At 57.7% G+C, this 21,669-nt stretch carries 12 protein-coding genes and 1 tRNA gene; 7 read left to right on the top strand and 6 right to left on the bottom strand.

Annotated features, from left to right (window positions below):
* Window positions 1-414 precede the first annotated feature (414 nt).
* From ACYQ2I_RS09740 to ACYQ2I_RS09715, 6 genes are all read left to right on the top strand, one after another.
* Window positions 415-4,629 (top strand): secretin N-terminal domain-containing protein, encoded by a 4,215-nt coding sequence (locus ACYQ2I_RS09740; protein ID WP_460166818.1) that lies wholly within the window; start codon window positions 415-417, stop codon window positions 4,627-4,629.
* A gap of 230 nt (window positions 4,630-4,859) precedes the next feature.
* Window positions 4,860-4,932: transfer RNA gene (locus tag ACYQ2I_RS09735), tRNA-Asn, on the top strand.
* Window positions 4,933-5,431: 499 nt separating this feature from the next.
* Window positions 5,432-7,750 (top strand): NACHT domain-containing protein, encoded by a 2,319-nt coding sequence (locus tag ACYQ2I_RS09730; RefSeq protein ID WP_460166817.1) that lies wholly within the window; start codon window positions 5,432-5,434, stop codon window positions 7,748-7,750.
* A gap of 4 nt (window positions 7,751-7,754) precedes the next feature.
* Window positions 7,755-10,418, top strand: a complete 2,664-nt coding sequence (locus tag ACYQ2I_RS09725; protein WP_460166816.1) for a hypothetical protein — start codon at window positions 7,755-7,757, stop codon at window positions 10,416-10,418.
* Entirely contained in the window at window positions 10,364-11,971 is a 1,608-nt protein-coding gene (locus tag ACYQ2I_RS09720) for a hypothetical protein (protein ID WP_460166815.1), read from the top strand. The genes ACYQ2I_RS09725 and ACYQ2I_RS09720 overlap by 55 nt, the downstream gene beginning before the upstream one ends.
* Window positions 11,972-12,023: 52 nt before the next feature.
* On the top strand, window positions 12,024-13,442 hold the full coding sequence (locus ACYQ2I_RS09715) for a transposase (RefSeq protein WP_460166811.1): 1,419 nt from the start codon (window positions 12,024-12,026) through the stop codon (window positions 13,440-13,442).
* Between the two features lie 1,025 nt (window positions 13,443-14,467).
* Here the strand turns inward: ACYQ2I_RS09715 and ACYQ2I_RS09710 are convergent.
* Window positions 14,468-14,785 (bottom strand): TFIIB-type zinc ribbon-containing protein, encoded by a 318-nt coding sequence (locus ACYQ2I_RS09710; RefSeq protein ID WP_460166814.1) that lies wholly within the window; start codon window positions 14,783-14,785, stop codon window positions 14,468-14,470.
* Window positions 14,786-14,868: 83 nt separating this feature from the next.
* Here ACYQ2I_RS09710 and ACYQ2I_RS09705 point away from each other — a divergent pair, with 83 nt between their 5' ends.
* The gene (locus tag ACYQ2I_RS09705) at window positions 14,869-15,012 is read left to right on the top strand and encodes a hypothetical protein (RefSeq protein WP_460166813.1); all 144 of its coding nucleotides are present in this window, start codon (window positions 14,869-14,871) and stop codon (window positions 15,010-15,012) included.
* A gap of 11 nt (window positions 15,013-15,023) precedes the next feature.
* Here the strand turns inward: ACYQ2I_RS09705 and ACYQ2I_RS09700 are convergent, their stop codons facing one another.
* The 5 genes from ACYQ2I_RS09700 to ACYQ2I_RS09680 form a co-directional block, all read right to left on the bottom strand.
* Entirely contained in the window at window positions 15,024-15,545 is a 522-nt protein-coding gene (locus ACYQ2I_RS09700) for a hypothetical protein (protein WP_460166812.1), read from the bottom strand.
* Window positions 15,546-15,599: 54 nt separating this feature from the next.
* Window positions 15,600-17,042, bottom strand: a complete 1,443-nt coding sequence (locus ACYQ2I_RS09695; protein ID WP_487248089.1) for a transposase — start codon at window positions 17,040-17,042, stop codon at window positions 15,600-15,602.
* A gap of 146 nt (window positions 17,043-17,188) precedes the next feature.
* Entirely contained in the window at window positions 17,189-18,607 is a 1,419-nt protein-coding gene (locus ACYQ2I_RS09690) for a transposase (protein ID WP_460166811.1), read from the bottom strand.
* Window positions 18,608-18,672: 65 nt separating this feature from the next.
* Window positions 18,673-19,203 (bottom strand): transposase, encoded by a 531-nt coding sequence (locus tag ACYQ2I_RS09685; RefSeq protein WP_460166810.1) that lies wholly within the window; start codon window positions 19,201-19,203, stop codon window positions 18,673-18,675.
* A 153-nt stretch (window positions 19,204-19,356) separates the two neighbouring features.
* Window positions 19,357-21,609, bottom strand: a complete 2,253-nt coding sequence (locus ACYQ2I_RS09680) for a right-handed parallel beta-helix repeat-containing protein (protein ID WP_460166809.1) — start codon at window positions 21,607-21,609, stop codon at window positions 19,357-19,359.
* Window positions 21,610-21,669 lie beyond the last annotated feature (60 nt).

Raw genomic sequence — 21,669 nt, 5'->3', positions numbered from 1 at the left:
CACCCTCTTGCCTCCCACCATGGCGAGGGGGCTACTCTGACCTCTGCAAAATGCCGTCGTGCCGAACGGATTTGCGGAACTTCCCACCAGTCCGTGGTGTTATGAGAGATAGGGTGCCTATTGCGCTTAAATGTGCGCCGTTTCGACGGACGGTGCGGGTTGTATGGTTGGGGGCACCACCTCTTACGGCAAATCCTCTCGGCGTCGCGTTTCCACCCCGCATCCCGTGTTAAAATAAGAGTTTGCGGCAATTTGTTCCGCTTCACTGAAGAGCGGAACCCGTTTTTCCGGCGTTCGATTCTCGGTGGATCGATGCCGGTCGCTTCGATCGGGCAGACGACAACCATGAGGTGCAACGTGGATTCGAGATTCGCTGCTTTGTCCCCGTCAAGTCTCCGGCACGGAGCCCTCGCCATGGCTGGACGATTTTTACGAAAACGCTCGTTGCCCGGGATGGCCTCAATCGCTCTCGCAGTATGCCTGGTCGGCACCTATGTGTGGGGAAGTGCCACGTCCGTGAATGCCGCCGAGCGAGAGGTCGTCGGCGTGTTGGCGATTGCGGCAGAACCGGACGTTGCCGAATCACTGGGGCTCACCGATAACCAGCGAACGCAGCTCCAAGAGCTCATCGACCGTTACGAATCCGACGCATTGGACATGGCATCTTCGCTGCGAGACCTGTCCCCCGACCAACGACGTGCCAAGCTGGCCGCTCTTCGGCGCGAAGCAGAAAGAGAGGGGCTTGCTCTGCTTAGTATCCAGCAGCGTGCCAAACTGGAACAGATGCGTCTCAAACGCGAAGGACTTTCTGCTTTGGTCGATTCGTCGCTGGCTGATCGCTTGAACTTGAGCGACGACCAACGCGCCCGCATTCGCGAACTGCTGGAAAAGCGCGAACAGGCCGTCATGTCGTTGGAAGACGAAGCGGAAGCTGATCGCTTGCGTCGCGAATATGAGGTCCAAATCGCCGCCACGCTCACGGACCAGCAGCGGAGAGGCCTGCAACAGATCGTTCTCGGGACGGCCATCGAGCCGAATCCGGAAGAACCGGCCGAAGTGCCGCAACAGGCGGCGGACATCGAGGCCCCCGCCGCTCCCGACGAACCACCGGCCCCGGACGGCCTTGTACAAGACACGCCCGAAACAGCCGCCTCCCCCGAGGAACCGGACACGCCTGCTGTTGCCGCGCCGGAAACGGCGCCCGAGGGGTCATCGGAACCGTCGCCGGACGAATCGGCTTCTCCAACCGCCGAAACGGATTCGACACAGCCGACTCCGAACGATTCCGCAACAGGGGAGGATTCCGGGCCCCAGGCCGGCGAATCGGCAACCGATGCCACGAATGGCGAAAGCGAGGGCGAAACGGAAGCCGAGTCGTCCGAGCCTGCGACAACGGTGCCGGAAGAAATGGAGCATCCTGCCGAAACGAATCCCGGTGCAGCACACCCGGCACAGCAGCCGGCGTCCGAATCGGCCGAAGCGACCGCGGACGACCAGGCTGCCGCCGAGTCGACAGAAGGCGTTTCAGAACCCGTTCCGGCGCCTGCGACTGAAGAAACGTCGCCTCCAAGCGAGTCCGGATCGGCTTCGCCGTCGACCCCCGAAGAAGTGGCCGCCGAACCCCAGGGTGCAATGGAGCAACCGGAATCCGGTTCTGAAAGCGCAGCCGACACTGCCGGGGACAGTAGTGAGGCGGTGGTACCGGAAGCGGAAATTGCTTCGGAGGGCACATCGGACGAGAACGAGTTGACCGATAGCCCGCATCTGCCCGGTGATGATGTCCAACTGCGATTCAATTTTCGCTACCAACCCTGGGACGAAGTCATCGAATGGCTGGCCGATCAAGCCGGATTGTCTCTGGTAATGGATGCTCCCCCGCCGGGCACCTTCAACTATGTCGACGATCGGGCTTACACTCCGGCTCAAGCGATCGACTTGTTGAACAGCGTCTTGTTGCTCAAAGGCTATGTGCTGATCCGCCGCGATCGGATGCTGATCGTCATCAACACGGAAGACGGCATCCCGGAAAATCTGATCGATACCGTCTCGCTCGATGATCTCGACGACCGCGGCGAGTACGAGCTGGTCAGCGTGCTGTTCCAACTTCGTCGTCTATCCCCCGAACAGGCCGAAGCCGAAGTGAGCAAACTGCTCGGCCCGCAGGGAAAAATCACCGTGTTACCCAATTCCCGCCAGCTTTTCGTGACGGATACCGCCGGCCGCCTGCGAACGATTCGCAAGGTCATCGAGGCCAGTGAAAATCCAACGCTCGTGGCAGGGTCCGAAGTCCGCACCTTCGACCTGAATCCCAATTTGGTCGAGCAAACACTGACGGTCTTGCGGCAATTGTTGGGCATTGCTCCCGATCAAACCGCCAGCGAAGACGGTACATTCCGTTTCGCGCTGGATCCCACGGGACATCGTTTGCTGGTCACAGGCACCCCAGAAGTACTCGACCGCGTCGAAGAAATTCTCCGTGAGATTGATCCCTCGGCCACCGGAGGCGCGATGGCGGCCCTGAGCGCGACGCCCCAATTAGAGGTCTTCCCCGTTACTTCCGCCGATCCCGAATCGGTACTCCAGGTCGTGCAGACCTTGATGGCGGGCTTCCCCGACGTCCGATTGGCTCTCGACCCCGAAACGGGGAATCTCATTGCCTGGGCGAGACCAGCCCAACTAGCGACTATCCGCGCTACGCTCGATCAAATGCAGGAGGACTCACGACTCGTCGAAGTGATCCCACTTCGAGTGGTCGATCCGCAGGTGGCCGTTCTCGCCATCAATAAGTTGTTCGGAATCGATACGGAATCGACCGAGGACAAAAATCTGCCTACGGTCGACGCCGATTTGTCGACCCGGCAATTGCTCGTGCGGGGAAGCCGATCACAAATCGAGCAGATTCGCGAACTCTTGCAGAAAATGGGCGAAACGACCGACGCTTCGAGCTCTCCCGCGGGCGCCATTCGGACGATCCCGATGAGCGTCGACGAGGCCCAGACGTTGCTGAAGCAAATCCAAGAAATCTGGCCGCAAATGGGTGATAACCGATTGCAGTTGGTGACGCCTTCCGCGGTCGTTCCGACCATGCGAAACGGCGAGGGCACCGCGCCCGAAGAAGCTGAAGAACAGTCGATCCGAGCCGAACGGATCGACCTGGGGTTTTCGGGATCGCCGACATTGTTGTTGGGAACACGACGAAGCAGCGATGCCGATTCCGGATCGCAATCGAACCAGCAGCGTCCTGAGGGGGGCTTCCGCGGTTTTCCGGGGGGCGGGTTTCCCGGTGGAGGATTTCCTGGAGGCGGCTTCCGGCCGCCTTTCGGGGGCTTCGGTCGGCCTGAGGGTGGTGATCGGGACCACGACCGATTCCGCGGTTCGCAGTTCTCGGCGGCAGAAGGCCATGTAGCCGAAACGGCCACACGTACAGGGGCGTCCCGGTCGCTGTTTCGCTTTGCTGCCCAAACGAACGAAGTGGAGCCCGAATCTCCTGATGGCGTCGAGGCCGACGGTGCATCGGAACCGGCGAACGACGATCGAAGCGAGGGCGATTCCGGCAAACCGCCGATCGTGATCAGCGTGACCCCTGAGGGGCTCGTAATTGCGTCGGAGGATATCGAAGCGTTGAATCGCTTTGAAGATCTCGTGCGCACGATGGTCAGCGGCGGGGCCGCCGATCGGGGGCCGCAACTCGTTTTTTACTATCTGAAGCACGCCAAGGCTGAGCAGGTAGCCGTCGTGATCGACCAGATTCTTGGTGGTGGAACGCTGACCAACGGCACGTCGTCCGGTGGTGGCGGCTCACTGATCGGGGACATGGCTCGCATGGCGTTCGGCGACATCGGGGGTGGCCTGGTCGGCTCGCTCCTCGAAGATGACGGCGTGAGCTTGACACCCTCCGACACGATCCAAATTACGCCCGACTCGCGGTTGAATGCATTGATTGTTCAGGCGTATCCTTCCGACCTTGAGTTGATCGAGAAGATTCTCAAAGTGTTGGACCGCCCCGACAGTCCCGAGGAGGTTCTCGTCGAACCGAAGACGGTCATCATTCCGGTCGAGAATACGCAAGCCGAAGAAATCTTGGCGATCTTGAAGGAGGTATACCAAGATCGATTGGTCCAATCGTCGTCTTCGCGAGGAGGTGCCCCAAGCCCTGAGCAAATAATGCAGTTGTTGCGATCTCGTGGTGGCGGCGGTCGCGGCGGGACGAACCAAGAGGAGGAGCAACAAAAAATGGCCTTGAGCGTCGACAGCCGGACAAACTCGATCGTCGTGTCGGCGCCCGAGCCGCTGATGTCCGAAGTCAAGGAACTGATCGCCCAGCTCGATCAGAAGGCGGCCACCGACAGTGACGAAACGATGCAAGTCATTCCGATAGGCAACGCCAACCCTGACGCGATTCGCGACGCGCTTTCAGCCTTGTTGGGAGAGGGAGTAGGTTTCGGCAGTTCGTCGCGCAGTCGTTCCAGCCAGTCGTCAAGCAGCCGCCCGAGCAGCTCGTCCTCGTCGTCGTCGGGTTTCCGCCCCCCGTTCGGCGGTAGCTCGCCCTTCTTCCAACGTTTTGGAGGCTTTTCAGGAAGGTCCCCATTCGGTGGTGGCGGTTTCTCCCGTCCTGGCGGCGGACGATGACCGAAAAATGGCGACTTCAAGAGAGAAAATCTGCCGCGCACCGCGGGAACATGCAATCTCTCTTTGCGTAACGTCACCTATGTGACCACAAGTAGTTACGTCAACCCGCCTCCCCCTCTGGTCAAAGTCTCAGGAGCGTGCTACGATTTTGGTTGAGCGGTGACGGGGCAGCTTCGGCTACTCTTGAACGCCGCCGTAGGTTGAGATATTATTTTTGTTCGCGACCTTGATCCCCGATAGCTCAGTTGGCAGAGCGAGCGGCTGTTAACCGCTAGGTCCCTGGTTCGAGCCCAGGTCGGGGAGCCTTCTGTCGGTCTCGAGTGGAGACCGAACCATGGGTAAGCCTAAACGCCGAGGCGACAGCCGCCCCGGCGTTTTGCGTTTGTATAAGACGTAAGTCTTTACCAGAAAAGCACTTACACCAATCTCCCCCGCCATTCTTCATCCCGGCGAATTACCTATTTAGCCCCTCTGAGAGTCGGCCTTTTCTACCCCGCCCAAGCAGGTTCCGCTCGCAGCCCGAACCCAACCCGCCGCAAACTGTCAAACTCTCCGTTGAACACCCCCCTCTGGGTTAACAACACGGTGCGCTTTTGCGGCAGTGCCAAATCTGTCACGAGTTTCTTGTCTCTCGACGCCGCGTCCCAGTTTCGAGTGAAGCGGGAATTGCCGCACCCCCCGTACCGCGGGGTCCTGCCCCTCCGCGATTTGGCCCCCTTGCGATATACTATACGCTTACGAGAGGAGCGGTGGCACTGATGTTCAATTCTCGGAGTATGCAAACAGGAAGGACAATCAGCGGATGAGCGGCGGTGCAGGCACAACAAAAGGGACCACTTTCCAGGAGAATGTGGCAGCTTGGTTGGCATGTCTGATTTTGGCCGAAGATTCTGCGCCCTCGATTCTCGGCCTACCGTCCGACGTCACGCTGTTGCGGCTGGACGCTGAAACACAATATCCCGTCGATGACCTAAAAGTGGAAACGAGTGCAGACGGGCAGTTGTTTTTCCAGTGTAAAGCGTCGCTGAGCTTTTCGGACAACGGGAGGTTTCGCTCGGTAATTGAGCAGTTCGTAAGACAGTACCATGAAGGTTATGTTTCCAACAAAGAATCGCGCCGTCTCGACTTGGATCGGGATAGGCTTGTACTGGCAGTCGGTCATGACGCACCAGCAACTATTCGCGATGAGTTGAGAAAACTGCTTGCCCGGCTGAGAACGTGTGGCAGTTATCGAGACCTCAAAAACCTCCGCCCTCGGCTGTCTAAGAAAGAACGGAATGACTTGGGACTGGTTGAGGAGCTTGTCCGCGAATCGCTTTCTGCGTTGAACGCGAGCGGTTGCCGAGATGAGGATGTACTGAACGTCCTGCGACTGATGCATGTGCTTCCGCTGGATTTTGGCGGAAACGGGGAAACACGGCGTGAAGCTGATCGTCTGCTCCGGACCACTGTTCTCAAAGACCCCCAGATGGCTAACCAAGCATGGGATTGCCTCGTCGGTATCGTTCGCGAGTTGGCTCCCAATCGGACTGGCGCTGATCGCCGCTTTCTCAGCCGGCGACTCGAAGACCGTGGGTTGATTTCCCGCCCGGCACGGTCTGCCCTCGGTGCTATTGATACGTTGAAGCAGCGATCGGCCGTATTCGAGAGACATCTTAGTTTGCGATCACAAATAACATTTAGAGGCAAGGCAATTAAGATTCGGCGTCCCGTTGTCCAACAACTGCTCCAGGCTGCGCAAGGTGACGTGCTCGTAGTTGGTGAGGCTGGAGCCGGTAAGTCTGGTTGCTTATATGACACTGCAAATGCGTTCCATGAGCAAGAAGGCGACGTAATTGTCCTCGCAGTGGATCAGTTGGCGGCCACATCTTTTGGTGAGCTCGACGTAGAGCTGCGGCTTCCAGATGCTCGTTGTTTGGTTGATGTGCTGGCCGATTGGTCGGGTTCTCGGCCGGCGGTGCTCATTATCGACGCTCTGGATGCTGCACGTACGACCCATGGCCTAAATACGTTGTGTAGCCTCATTGAGCAGATTCGCCGCTATGCTAAACGCTGGCGTGTGGTGGCGTCTGTTCGGGAGTATGACCTTGCGCACAGTCGTGATATTCAGCGGCTGTTCAGAGGGGAGCCTGTCTCGGACGTCGCGAACGATAAGTTCAAGAGTGTGAGGCATTTGCGCGTGCCGCTTCTGACAGATGAAGAGTTGGATCTTTTCGCACAGCAAGCTCCGGAAGTCGCCGAGGTACGAAATCGATGCGGCCGGGAGCTTCAGGAGCTTACTCGAAATCTGTTTAACTTGCAACTACTTGTGGAACTGGTCGAGAGCAACGTGGATCACCAACGTCTTTCCGAAATAAAGACGCAGGTAGGACTGCTTGACTTGTACTGGGCGGAACGAGTCGAAAAGAACGACACCGACGGCAGCTTGAAAACTGCGATCAAAGAATGCGTGCACTTGATGGTTGATGGGCGGTCGTTGAATCTCAGTGAGGAGCAGTGTTCCCAGCGTGTCGATAGCTGGGATCAGTGTATCAGAACGTTGGGAAGTCTCGGCATTCTGAGAGCATCAGATGCGGTTGTCCCAGGTGCAGCAAGAAGCATCACCTTCTCACACACTATACTGTTTGATTACGCGGCTGCCAGGTTGCTGCTAATGGATCTGCCGGATGATGTCATAGATTGGCTGGGCAATAAAGGGAGCCAAGATCTGCTTGTTGCCATTCGGCCAAGTTTGACTCTGGCATTCGAGCGGCTGTGGCACGCGAAGCCCGATCGCAAGGTGTTTTGGGACCGCGCGATTTGCTTCGCGAAGCATCCCTTCGTTAGACCAATTGGCCAGATTATTCCCGCCGATGTGGCGGCCCGAGAGTACCGGAGGCTTCCCGACATGATGCCACTTCTTGATCGTTTTTCGACTTCGGATAAGGAAGTGGCAACCAAACTATTGCACTTCGTATGGCAGGCGGCACTCGCTCGGCATCGGGCGGATCCTCATGGCTTCCCTCTTTGCGGCGAGTGTGCTCCAGAGTGGTTGGCTTTGGCTGAACAGTTGGCGGAACGCCATCTGGACGAGACGGTCGGCATACTACGATCGCTTTTCGCTTCGGTTATGCCCAGGTGACGTCATGCATGAACTTCACGTATTGACCGACGAACAACAGCGTCAAGCTGCCGCAGCAGCTCGAAGGTTTATGGCCTACGCGCTGGAGAGAAAACTGCGACCAACCACCTTGGAACTCGCGATTCGGGCGGTCGCGTGGACGGCGAGCGTGGCCCCGGAAGAATCAATCGAACTTTTGCGGCGGTGCCTTGTTGGTGAACGGGTCGGAGAATATGGGCACAGCGACTTGCCGGCAATTGCTCAATTTTTTGCTCAACTGGCAGACGTCGATGAAGGCTTTGTCATTGATTTTGTAGAAACGCTGTGCAACGCAGAGGCAAGCCGTGACGACTGGGAGCCGTTTGGCAGCCGCATTCTCCCAATGAGGATAAGCCGGCGTGATCTTCTGGATATGGCGTATCACGAACTGGAAAACCAATTCGGACAAATCATGCAGCGACATCCTTCGCTCGGCGCTCGAATCTTGATAGTGGTGCTCGACTCGCATATTCGTAAGCGATACCTTACTGGCTCACAACCGGCTCAAAGTATTGCATTTGGTTTCCGCGGCAAACAGGCACAACTGGTTCACGATGCCAGTGAACGGTGGGCTTTCGACCGTCCGAGTGTTCAGGACGAGCTTTGGTACAAGCTATGTACTTCTTTCAGGGCTACGGTTCGCCAGTTCTGTGAGCAAGGTGCGCGAGACCAAGTGGATGCCATTCTCGATACGTTCGCTGAGCATGCTACTTGGGCAGTGCTGTGGAACCAGTTGCTCCTTGCAGCGATGGAAGTCCCGCAGGTGCTGGCGCCGTCGTTGGTTGAACTCCTCTGTGCTCCTGCGATCCTGGAAGCGGTGGAAACCAGCGTGACCGCAGGGCGGGTGTTGGAGCAAGCTTACCCGCACCTGGACTTCTCTGCTCGGCGGCGGATTGAGGAGGCAATCATGGCTTTGCCAGGCGGATCGCCCGAAGAAAACGATGCAGAACGCCGGAGGAGAATCAGAGATCGTCTCATTGGGTGTATTCGTAGGGATCTGCTGGCTACACAGCAAGCACGCAACCTCCGTGATGAGCTTGATGCTGTGGGCGGTCCTCCGGAAAACCGGCTGCCAGTGAAGATTGAAGGGCCACGTTTCATTTCGGCCGATGAGCACTTGCGATCTCAAGGTGTTGACCTTGATCGGCCGGAGAACGCGGAATTTCGTGCAGCTCTGAAGGAGGTGGAACAGTTCGAACGGCAATGGTTCAACGAAGCCCTACCTTTAAGTGCAGTCCGGCAGTTCCTGCCCCAGTTACAGCGGTTTCAGCAACTCCTCGCTGCTGCGAAGGGGAACGGGGTCGATCCACTCTTGCACGAGAACGCCGAATTCCACATTTACGCCTGCTGCGAGGTGATGAGCCGCTGCCCTGAGCTTGTGTCAGTCCCGGTAGTTTATGCATACGTGCGGCAAAAGCTTCTCGAAGGTGCCTCACATCCGGTTCCCGAGTACAGACAAGAAGACGACGAGCGATGGGACGAACCTTCATCCGGATGGGGCAGCCCGCTGCCAAGGATCGATGCGGCGCAGGGCTTGATGAATCTAGCAAGAAGGCTTGGAAGTCCTGATCCCCAAATCCTGGAGGCAATCAAAAAGCTTGCCGAAGATCCCGTGCCAGCAGTGCGGCACATGATTGCCAGCGATTTACTCTCCCTTTGGAGGATCGACCAAAAGTTGTTCTGGAAACTGGCGGAGCACTTTAGCCACAAGGAGGCACGCATTGGGGTGCTGCGGTTTTTCGTGTATCGCGTGTTGCTGGAACTGTCACAAGAGGAAGCCGATCGCGTACAACCGCTGGTCGCAGCAATCCATTCTCGCATGCTGGGGCACCCAAAGGGATCGCCTGTGCGAGAAGAGTGTGCAGAGTTCTTTCTACGCAGGGCTTTATGGGACAGACACGAGGATTCCCTTGCCCTGATCAAAGAAGCGATCGACAACCCAATAGATAGGCAGCCAGAACTACAGACTGTTGTGAGGCTGGTGGGAGACCTGGTCATCTTTGACGATGCGGATCGATCGGAGGACGACAATCGTCGGATTCGGCAACAAGCAATTGAGTGGCTCGTAGGAGTCTTTCGATCGGTCGACAAGGCTCTGGCTCCATTGCTGGAAAAGGCACGCAAGCGGCAACTTGCGGAAGAGGGTTTGCAACAACTAAGCGAGCTCGTCCAGTTGCAAGAAAGCATAGTTCATCAAGTGCTCTCGGTGTCAGAAAACCTGAACCCACGTGCGGATCAGTCCAGAACTGCCGAAGCACTAGACACGGTCGACGACACGTCTGTCTTGGATCGTTTCGTTAAGGAAGCGGACGATCTTTTGGATGCGATCTGCGAGTGCCGCTTTGCGCGTCTGGCATACGATGTGCTCAAAACCCTTCAGAACTTACGGCGGGCTGATCCACAACGGATGTTTCGGCTGGTAGCAAAGGCGGCATTCTCGGCAAAAGAGGATGCGTTACAGTTTGAACCTCTGGCCGCAGACAAGGTGGTGGACATTGTAGAAACCTACTTGGCAGAGCACCGGGGCATATTCCGTAACGATCCTCAACTACTGGGTGCGCTATTGGATCTTCTGGATCTATTTGTGGAGGCTGGGTGGCCGAAGGCGGCAGCACTCGTTTACCGCTTGGACGAGGTGTTCCGGGGGTGACACGGATGGGGCCTGATGATTTCCTGGATAGACTACACAAGACCTTTTCTGCATACGACAATCGGAAATCCCTCCGCGCCCACATCGTGCCCCCGGCGCTCCCGCCGGAGGACCAGAGCCACTGGCTGGAATGTCACGCACGGCGCTACGTGATTGATCATATCCTGGCTGGACTGGGATGGAACATCCACGCACGCCGCGACCTGGCCGATCACATTCAGAACCTCAATATCGAGTATCCAGTCCTTTCTGCCGAGACTGGCCACCGGCGGTTCCTGGACTATTTGGGTTATGAGCAACAATCGGGAAGGCCGCTTCTGATCGTCGAGGCCAAGCGTCCCAGCCTCTCGCTCCCTAGTGTCAACAACCATGGCGGCCATCCAGCACACCATCCTGCCGCTGACATGATCCAAACGTTTTGCGGTGACATGAAATCGGGGGCACGCCAGTCCAGCAGCAGTAGACCACAGTTAACACAACAATGGCAGAAGTATCTTCGAGACCTCCGCGATTATTTTTGCAGCGCCGCAGCCCAAGCTGGAGGTGTCAAGCGCCTCGTCATCACCAACGGCGAGTGGCTGATTATTTTCCAGGATCCGCCTCAGGCCTTCGGCGATGACTCAGAAGACGCGGGTGAGGTTGTCGTCTATCAAGACCGCGAGGCCGTCCTCGCAAACTCCCTCGATATATTTGAACGCTTGGCCTACAAGAAGCTCACAGACGAAGCACCGTGGCTGCGGCCCAACGAAGTTTCCGGTGCGGTGTCGGATGAGAATATCGCTGGCGTGGCACGCGCACTACTAGTGGCTTACGACCACACATGGACGGGTTACGGTAAGGTGCCCCATATGCACGTGACACCATTGTTGCTGTTGGTTGGCAGAGACGGCGGGTGTATTGTTGTCGAGCCTGGCAACCCTGCCCCAAGCGAGGTTCCTCGGGACAGCAACGGTTGGACGGATCACATGAACTCGGTCGCGAAACAGGCAGATCAACTATTGGAAGAAGTCGAACGACAACTTGGGCACAAATGTCGTTTGCTCAACATCAAAGACTATTTTGAGAATGAGCGGCTATTTGGACACTGGCCCGCCGTCAAAGAAAGGCGAACGCAGCCAGGAAAACATCGTGAGTTCGTTGTGGTTACCGGCGATAGGACTCACTTTCTCGTATCGGGAAGTTGGGGTAGCTGTACATTCCACACACACGAGAATGCCTCAGCAAAGGACTGTGGTCACCAGTATGGCTGTCTCGATCGGCCCAGTACGTTTCCTCGATGTTATTTTCCATCGCGCGTTCAGTTTCATTGTGCCCATCGCGAAACATACGAAACGAAGAAGACGCCTGTGACGCAGTTGAATCGCTACAAGACAGGGACGCGAAGCGCCGGTAACGACGAGGCGTTCTGTGAACTGTGGAAAATAGACCAGTTTCTGTGCTGTCGATCGTGTGTGTTCCTCCCAGCTTGCGAGCAGTCAAAGCTTTTCCAGCTACCATGTCTAGCAGCCCGTTGCAAAACCTCTTTGCAGACTGCGGCTGATTGTAGAGAATAGCGGCACAAAAGGACAAAGAATAAGCCTCTGGGACCAAGATTCTGACGGCACGATGCTCGGACGCAGAAGAAGGCTTCGACAGCCGACGCTGTTTATCCGCCGGGATGAGATCCCCGAACCGCCGGGTGCCGCGTTTTATCGCAAGCTGAACGCGCTTCTGGCGAAACACGACTTCGATCAACGAGCAGAAGCACTGTGTGCCCCGTACTATGCCCAAACCGGCCGCCCCTCGACACCGGTCGGCGTGGTGATCCGGATGCTTCTGTTCGGTTTTCTGGAAGGCATCGGTTCGCAACGCGGGATCGCCGCCCGCTGTGCCGACAGCCTCTCGGCCAGAATCTTTTTGGGCTGCGAGATCACGGAACCGACGCCGTGCCACAGCACGCTCAGCCGCACGCGGCAACGCCTGCCGCTGGAGGTCTTTTTCGAGCTGTTCGCCATGGTCGTCGAGATCGCCCGCAAAGAAGGGTTGTTGCGAGGAAGAACCCTCGGCGTCGACGCGACCTTCCTGGAAGGCAATGCGGCCTTGAAGTCGCTGCAACATAAAGAGGAAGGAGAAAGCTGGAAGGAGTATGTCCGCAAGATCTACCTGGAGGAGAACCCGGAGGCGCAAGCGCCGGACGACGACGAGCTGCGTCGTTTCGACCGACAGCGGCAAGACAAGAGGCTTTCGAACCGGGACTGGGAATCGCCGGTTGATCCGGACGCGAGGATCGCCAAGCTGAAAGACGGCCGGACCCACATGGCCTACAAGGCGGAGCACGCGGTCGAACTCGGATCGGGGATGATCCTGGCGGCGGAGGTGTACACGGCCGACACGCCCGACACGACAAGCATCGAACAGACGCTGCAGGCGGCGGACAAGGTCGCGATCAAGGCGGACACCGAACCGGCCGAGGAGGTCGTTGCCGACAAGGGCTATCACAAGGCGGAAACGCTTTCGCGGCTGCAACACGCCGGTGGTTGGAGGACATACATTCCGGAAAAACGTCTTCGGCACAAGCGTCGTTGGACGGACAAGCCGAGCGAGCACGAGGAAGCGTATCGCGCGAACCGCCGGCGTTGTCTGGGAGCCCGCGGGAAACGGCTTCAGCGGAAGCGCTCGGAGGTCTGCGAGCGAACGTTCGCGCACGTCTGCGATAGCGGCGGTAGTCGTCGGGTATGGCTGCGGGGCCTGACGGAAGTCAGGAAATGGTACCTGGTGCGGGTGATGGGCTACAACCTGGCGGTGATCCTGCGCTTGCTGTTCGGCCTTGCCTCGCCGCGGAGCCTGACTCACGTCGGTTGTCTTTTCTATTTTGTCATTGCGGTTGTTTATCTTCACACCACGTCGATACTCGGCCGATTGCGCCGTATAAACGGCCATTTGGCGCTTATTTGGCGATATTCGACCTGGCAAGGTCACAACGCCCATTGGTCATTATTCGCCGTCAAGCCGCGTCCAAAACCGGCTTGTGCAACGGGCTGCTAGGCGCCGTGTACGTTGAGATTGCCGAGTCGCCCCAGTTTGCTAGGGCTTTGGCGCGATATAACTACGCGGCGCGTTTTGTGCCCGGTTGCAAGCGTGCAGCAACTGTGGAGCAGATTGTGGCGGCGCTCAAAACGGAAACAACCTTCGTGCGTACTCGATCTACGCTCAGCTCGGGGTTATTTGTGCCCGGAAAGCATTCGGGACCGTTGCGATTCTGGTTGCAGAGCAACCCTTCGAGTTGGTAGTTTGGGCGGGCTGCACGCCATGAACTACTGCATTTAGGTGCAGCACTGAACGGCCAGACGGAACGATGGTTGGCTGGCGCGTTTCATGAAGCCACTGTATGGTTTGCTGCAACACCTGAACACTTTACGCTGGCTGTTCCTGTGGTATTGGAGTTCACCCTTGGTGTATATAATGTGTGATGATTGATAAGACACCGCGACGACGGCAAGGAGCGATCAATGTGCCGCACTTTTCATATCTATGCTATCTTACTGGTTGCTACCTTTACCGCTTGTCTGTTGACCCGGTTTCTCAAACCCTTGCTTTGGGACAACGCTGTCATCGCGTATCTTGCGGCTTTCATGCTGGTGTGGACATTCTGTTGCTGCGTCGTGGCATTCATCGACAGGGAATTACCCCTACGTGAGCGAGTTCGCGGAGTTGTAATAATATCTCTTGGAGGGGGTATCCTGGTATCTATGTCGTTTGCGATAGGGTTAGTGCTCGATCTTCTAGGCAGGCTCCTCTTGGATAGGCTTTTCTAGCACCTTGCCGGGTTCGGTTGCGCACCTTGCGCTTTGGCTGACTCACTTCACAATCCTATCGCCGCGACTTGCACGCCAGCCTTTGGGCCGGTACCTGGCGTCGCTGGCACAGTACTATGGCCGGCTAATCGGCATTGAGTATTTGTTGATCACTCACGGGCTGTTAAACGAAGCGAACGTCGTGGAAAAACGGAAAACGTAGCCCGCTCCGGTGCATCGCCTTGTTATGCGGCACTTGTGTCCACGGATTATTCATTATCCCGTAGCCATGCCCAACAACATTCCGGTGGCGAAAGCACCACCAGCACCATCCTCGATGGCCTTTTTGAGCAAGTCAAGTTCACCACCATCGAGCCATGCACCATGACATGACGGGCACTTATCGACGATGATATTGAGCACGACAGATTTATCCATTGCGGCTTGGCACATTGGACAGGCGCGTTTTTCTTCGCGATCGGCCTTGATTTCCAATTCGCATTTGTCGCATGTGGGTAAGCCTTCGAATTCTTGCTTGGTTCGGGTGACGCCGCATCGAGCGCATCGCTCGCCAAAGATTTTGCCGAGCGGCATTTTAGATCTCCTTGGTTTGGGCCTATGTGTTCGGTTGTCTTGCAGCGCGAAGGCCGGTCGTCTTCTGTGATTGCGAGGATCGAGTGCGACGTGACACGGCACCCGCGATCATCCGGATTCCGATTACGGCGGAAGCGGAGTGCGATTTGCAGCAAGGTTTCGCTTTCGCGTTCATGGCAGTGCTGGTGTTGCCGCATAACGCCCCCGTTCACCGGGCGGCGACGTAGTACTGTCCATTTCAAAACCGCCGGACTTCGCCGCTCCGGTTCACGGCTTTGTTCGTCGGCACTGTGTTGTGCACGGACAGAATCAGTTTGAAGCTATCCAGCGTGTTGCGGACATCAACCACCAACCGTTCTGGCCGCATCCAGTTTATCCCTAATGAACTGCTGATTTCAAGTTCGAGCCGACCATCGGTGAACCTCTTGGGGTCCATCAGCCAGTACGAGAATCGTGAGGCACGCACGTTCTTTCCATTGTTATCCACGATCAACAGACGTTGCCGCAGAAATAGGCCAAATCGCCGAATCCATTGTGGTACAGCTAGATATCGCGAATCGTCTGACCAAAGGAAGGCGGGATTGCATCGCGGAATCTCAAGACCGTTGGACATCTTCAGAGTTCCGATTGTCGGATTGCTCATTGAGTGTTCGCGAGCTTCTGCGATTTCGGCAGTCACCAAACCATCCGGTGACGTCGCGCGGTGTGAACGGCGCCAAGGTGGTGTGTTGTAAGGCGATGGTTCCTTCTTCCGCGCCACTTTGTTTAGTCCGACGAACTTGTTTGTATAACGAATTCCAACGCTCGCAGTGTATCAGGTCGCGGGTGGCATGTCAAGCAAGTGGGCCACCGCTCCACCCGAGCGAGGAGGGTTAGTGGTTGTTACTTCATAACAGTCCGTAGCATAGCAGCCCGTTGCACAAGCCGGTTTTGGACGCGGCTTGACGGCGAATAATGACCAATGGGCGTTGTGACCTTGCCAGGTCGAATATCGCCAAATAAGCGCCAAATGGCCGTTTATACGGCGCAATCGGCCGAGTATCGACGTGGTGTGAAGATAAACAACCGCAATGACAAAATAGAAAAGACAACCGACGTGAGTCAGGCTCCGCGGCGAGGCAAGGCCGAACAGCAAGCGCAGGATCACCGCCAGGTTGTAGCCCATCACCCGCACCAGGTACCATTTCCTGACTTCCGTCAGGCCCCGCAGCCATACCCGACGACTACCGCCGCTATCGCAGACGTGCGCGAACGTTCGCTCGCAGACCTCCGAACGCTTTCGCTGAAGCCGTTTCCCGCGGGCTCCCAGGCAACGTCGACGGTTCGCGCGATACGCTTCTTCGTGCTCGCACGGCTTGTCCGTCCAACGACGCTTGTGCCGAAGACGCTTTTCCGGAATGTATGTCCGCCAACCCTTTACGTGTTGCAACTGCGAAAGCGTTTCCGCCTTGTGATAGCCCTTGTCCGCGACCACCTCTTCGGCCGGCGCCATGTTCGCCTTGATCGCGACCTTGTCCGCCGCCTGCAGCGTCTGTTCGATGCTTGTCGTGTCGGGCGTGTCGGCCGTGTACACCTCCGCCGCCAGGATCATCCCCGATCCGAGTTCGACCGCGTGCTCCGCCTTGTAGGCCATGTGGGTGCGGCCGTCTTTCAGCTTGGCGATCCTCGCGTCCGGATCGACCGGCGATTCCCAGTCCCGGTTCGAAAGCCTCTTGTCTTGCCGCTGTCGGTCGAAACGACGCAGCTCGTCGTCGGTCGGTTCGTCTGCCTCGGGGTTTTCTTCCATGTAGATCTTGCGGACATACTCCTTCCAGCTTTCTCCTTCCTCTTTATGTTGCAGCGACTTCAAGGCCGCATTGCCTTCCAGGAAGGTCGCGTCGACGCCCAAGGTCTTGCCTCGCAACAGGCCTTCCTTGCGGGCGATCTCGACGACCATGGCGAACAGCTCGAAAAAGACCTCCAGCGGCAGGCGTTGCCGCGTGCGGCTGAGCGTGCTGTGGCACGGCGTCGGTTCCGTGATCTCGCAGCCCAAAAAGATTCTGGCCGAGAGGCTGTCGGCACAGCGGGCGGCGATCCCGCGTTGCGAACCGATGCCCTCCAGAAAACCGAACAGAAGCATCCGGATCACCACGCCGATCGGTGTCGAGGGGCGGCCGGTTTGGGCATAGTACGGGGCACACAGTGCTTCCGCCCGTTGATCGAAGTCGTGTTTCGCCAGAAGCGCGTTCAGCTTGCGATAGAACGCGGCACCCGGCAGATAAACAGCGTCGGCTGTCGAAGCCTTCTTCTGCGTCCGAGCATCGTGCCGTCAGAATCTTGGTCCCAGAGGCTTATTCTTTGTCCTTTTGTGCCGCTATTCTCTACAATCAGCCGCTGGCTGCAAAGAGGTTTTACAACGGGCTGTTAGCAGCCCGTTGCACAAGCCGGTTTTGGACGCGGCTTGACGGCGAATAATGACCAATGGGCGTTGTGACCTTGCCAGGTCGAATATCGCCAAATAAGCGCCAAATGGCCGTTTATACGGCGCAATCGGCCGAGTATCGACGTGGTGTGAAGATAAACAACCGCAATGACAAAATAGAAAAGACAACCGACGTGAGTCAGGCTCCGCGGCGAGGCAAGGCCGAACAGCAAGCGCAGGATCACCGCCAGGTTGTAGCCCATCACCCGCACCAGGTACCATTTCCTGACTTCCGTCAGGCCCCGCAGCCATACCCGACGACTACCGCCGCTATCGCAGACGTGCGCGAACGTTCGCTCGCAGACCTCCGAGCGCTTCCGCTGAAGCCGTTTCCCGCGGGCTCCCAGACAACGCCGGCGGTTCGCGCGATACGCTTCCTCGTGCTCGCTCGGCTTGTCCGTCCAACGACGCTTGTGCCGAAGACGTTTTTCCGGAATGTATGTCCTCCAACCACCGGCGTGTTGCAGCCGCGAAAGCGTTTCCGCCTTGTGATAGCCCTTGTCGGCAACGACCTCCTCGGCCGGTTCGGTGTCCGCCTTGATCGCGACCTTGTCCGCCGCCTGCAGCGTCTGTTCGATGCTTGTCGTGTCGGGCGTGTCGGCCGTGTACACCTCCGCCGCCAGGATCATCCCCGATCCGAGTTCGACCGCGTGCTCCGCCTTGTAGGCCATGTGGGTCCGGCCGTCTTTCAGCTTGGCGATCCTCGCGTCCGGATCAACCGGCGATTCCCAGTCCCGGTTCGAAAGCCTCTTGTCTTGCCGCTGTCGGTCGAAACGACGCAGCTCGTCGTCGTCCGGCGCTTGCGCCTCCGGGTTCTCCTCCAGGTAGATCTTGCGGACATACTCCTTCCAGCTTTCTCCTTCCTCTTTATGTTGCAGCGACTTCAAGGCCGCATTGCCTTCCAGGAAGGTCGCGTCGACGCCGAGGGTTCTTCCTCGCAACAACCCTTCTTTGCGGGCGATCTCGACGACCATGGCGAACAGCTCGAAAAAGACCTCCAGCGGCAGGCGTTGCCGCGTGCGGCTGAGCGTGCTGTGGCACGGCGTCGGTTCCGTGATCTCGCAGCCCAAAAAGATTCTGGCCGAGAGGCTGTCGGCACAGCGGGCGGCGATCCCGCGTTGCGAACCGATGCCTTCCAGAAAACCGAACAGAAGCATCCGGATCACCACGCCGACCGGTGTCGAGGGGCGGCCGGTTTGGGCATAGTACGGGGCACACAGTGCTTCTGCTCGTTGATCGAAGTCGTGTTTCGCCAGAAGCGCGTTCAGCTTGCGATAAAACGCGGCACCCGGCGGTTCGGGGATCTCATCCCGGCGGATAAACAGCGTCGGCTGTCGAAGCCTTCTTCTGCGTCCGAGCATCGTGCCGTCAGAATCTTGGTCCCAGAGGCTTATTCTTTGTCCTTTTGTGCCGCTATTCTCTACAATCAGCCGCAGTCTGCAAAGAGGTTTTGCAACGGGCTGTTATGTTGCAGCGACTTCAAGGCCGCATTGCCTTCCAGGAAGGTCGCGTCAACGCCCAAGGTCTTGCCGCGCAACAGGCCTTCCTTGCGGGCGATCTCGACGACCATGGCGAACAGCTCGAAAAAGACCTCCAGCGGCAGGCGTTGCCGCGTGCGGCTGAGCGTGCTGTGGCACGGCGTCGGTTCCGTGATCTCGCAGCCCAAAAAGATTCTGGCCGAGAGGCTGTCGGCACAGCGGGCGCCGATCCCGCGTTGCGAACCGATGCCTTCCAGAAAGCCGAACAGAAGCATCCGGATCACCACCCCGACCGGTATCGAGGGGCGGCCGGTTCGGGCATAGTACGGGGCACAAAGTGCTTCCGCCCGTTGATCGAAGTCGTGTTTCGCCAGAAGCGCGTTCAGCTTGCGATAGAACGCGGCACCCGGCGGTTCGGGAATTTCATCCCGGCGGATAAACAGCGTCGGCTGTCGAAGCCTTTTTCTGCGTCCGAGCATCGTGCCGTCAGAATCTTGGTCCCAGAGGCTTATTCCTTGCCGGTTCGTGCCACTATTTTCTACAATCAGCCGCAGTCTGCAAAGAGGTTTTACAACGGGCTGCTAGCCTTGTTCGACCTCAAGCAATCTCCACCCCCCGCTTGTGCAACGGAACTACCGAACGCCAACCGTGAACTTCCAGACCGGTCCAGGGATTGTTTTCCCATCACGAATACCGTCCACTCGCCAGTAATAGGTTTGTCCCGGCTTCAAGGGACCTGGGCGAAACATGTTCGTATCGTTTAGCATCGTTCGCTTCGTCATGGCTTCCGGGGACGTTCCGAAATAGACGACATGCTGGCCCACTCCGCGGGCGGCAAGGAACATTAGGTCGGCGTCAGGCTGGACGCCGATTGAGCCGTCGGGAGGCACGGGGGTTGAGGCACAGGTATCTTGTCGGCCGGGTATCCAGTACCGCTCGTCCCCGTATTCGTACGCGCCGATGTCCGGGGCCTCGCCCAAGTATGTCGGCGGAACGAACGGCGTATCGCGGTCGGGTCGGTCCTTGGGCGAAAGCAAACGACCGGCGTCTATGATCACTGCTCCAGGTTTCGGACGAAAATCCCAGTTGACGGGATCGCGCAGCACGTTCGTGGCCGCTCGGGGCACATTCAGATTGTGGTCCTCGCGGCAGGGCAGTTCATCGCCGTTAATGAAATATCCCAGTCGAGCGATGTTGTTGCAGACCAGCGTGTGTTCGTTGAACAGGACGTTGCGATGGATCTTGCGAAAACCGAGGATGACAAGATCGCGTATGTCCGCCAGCGAACCGCCGCCGAATTCGCCGTGCTTGTGGTGGCCGAACGATACGTTGTGATACACAAGGTTCCGGTCGCCCTTGACCATCGGCAACTGGCAGTTCCACATGACGTTGAAGCAGAGCGTACCGGCCTGTCCGTCGGGATCCAAACCGTCAACGTCCGCATAATCAAAGCGAATGGCCTCACGATTGCAGTCATGGACCCAGTTGTGATGGACTGCCAAACCGCGATGGGAATGCATGCCGCAGTTGATCGCCGCGCCGTCGATTTGTAGCAGCCCCATGTGATAAACATGATTCCAAGCGATTTCCGCTCGCGGCCCTACGGGCCGCAAGCCTTCCGAGTTTCCACAGGTGTGAATCGTATTGCGGAGGGCTTTCGCACCGGAGCCGATCCAGACCGAACCGGAACCACCGCTTGAGGTTACATCCCATTCGATGTCGTGGAACAAACAGTTCTCGACGCGAATTCCGTCGGCGAGCAGCCCAACCGGGCTGTTACAGAACTCCACGATACAATTCGTCATCGCATAGTCGTGCCCATTGCGTAGAAGGAACATGTTGTTTCCAGGATGGTTCGGGCCGGATTTCGCCGGAGAGAACCACTCATACCTGCCGAGCAAAAACTTGTTCTCCGATGGGTATCGGAATCGGCAGTCCGCAAAGGCGATGTTGGCACTGTTGTCGACAAAGGGAGCGCATGCAAAGAACTCGATGCCGCTCATTTGCACATGCCGCGCACTTTGAACCACCAAACCATAGTCGCGGACGCGGCCGGTAATCTCTCCCGCCTGAGAAGGCTGCTTTCCCCCCGGCGTCCAAAGCGATAGCGTCTTCGTTGAAGCGTCAAACCACCATTCGTTCTCATGATCCAGACATGCCTTGCCGAGCAAATAAAAGAATCGGTGCGGCTTCAGGGTTACCTCCTGACCTCCGCCGCCGGGCAGCCGGCTCGCATAGCGGATTTCCGCCCCCCCTCGCTCATGAAACAGTACCGGTCGCGCATAGGTCAACCAATGTCCGACCGCCAACACGGCCACCGCTCCCGTAAAATCTTTGCCGCTGTCGGCCAACGCCGAGCTGCGCAGGTGCGTTACCGTCACTTCGTCAGGCTCGAGCATCGCCGTGCGCATATCCCACACACTGCCGTCGCTCAGAAACGCATCGGGAAAACGGGCGGGCTGCGCAGGACTTCCGTCCAAGAACAGCTGCCACACACTCTGGCTTAGATTGATCGAGTACACTCCGTCCGCCTCGTGTCGCCAATCGCTTGTCGCTAGTTCCGCAATCGGCTCGGTCCCGTCGATAACCGGCGTTTCGCCCGGGAAATTTCGCACACGAATCGGCGCGGCCGCCGTACCTGCCACTCCGTTGATCACCACTTGCTTGCGGTACCGTCCACCTCGCAAATACAGCGTGTCGCCTGCGCGAAGTGTGTTGATCCCGTGCTGAATCGTCGCAAACGGCCGCGCGTATGTCCCCGGATTCTGGTCGCTGCCGTCGGGGGCAACGAAAAAATCGGCGCCCAAGGTTACGGCACTGAAGACACAAGTGACGCCCCAAAAGATGGTCAACCGAATAACATGGTTCCGTAGCCAAGTTCGCATCGTGCTCGGTCACTTTCTTTTCGTGGTCCTGTCGCCGTTTTCCTTCTCGTATCCGACTTG

The organism is Thermostilla marina (assembly GCF_054657455.1).
Note: the sequence above shows the minus strand (reverse complement) of the source record. Positions and strands in the feature narration are given on the sequence as shown.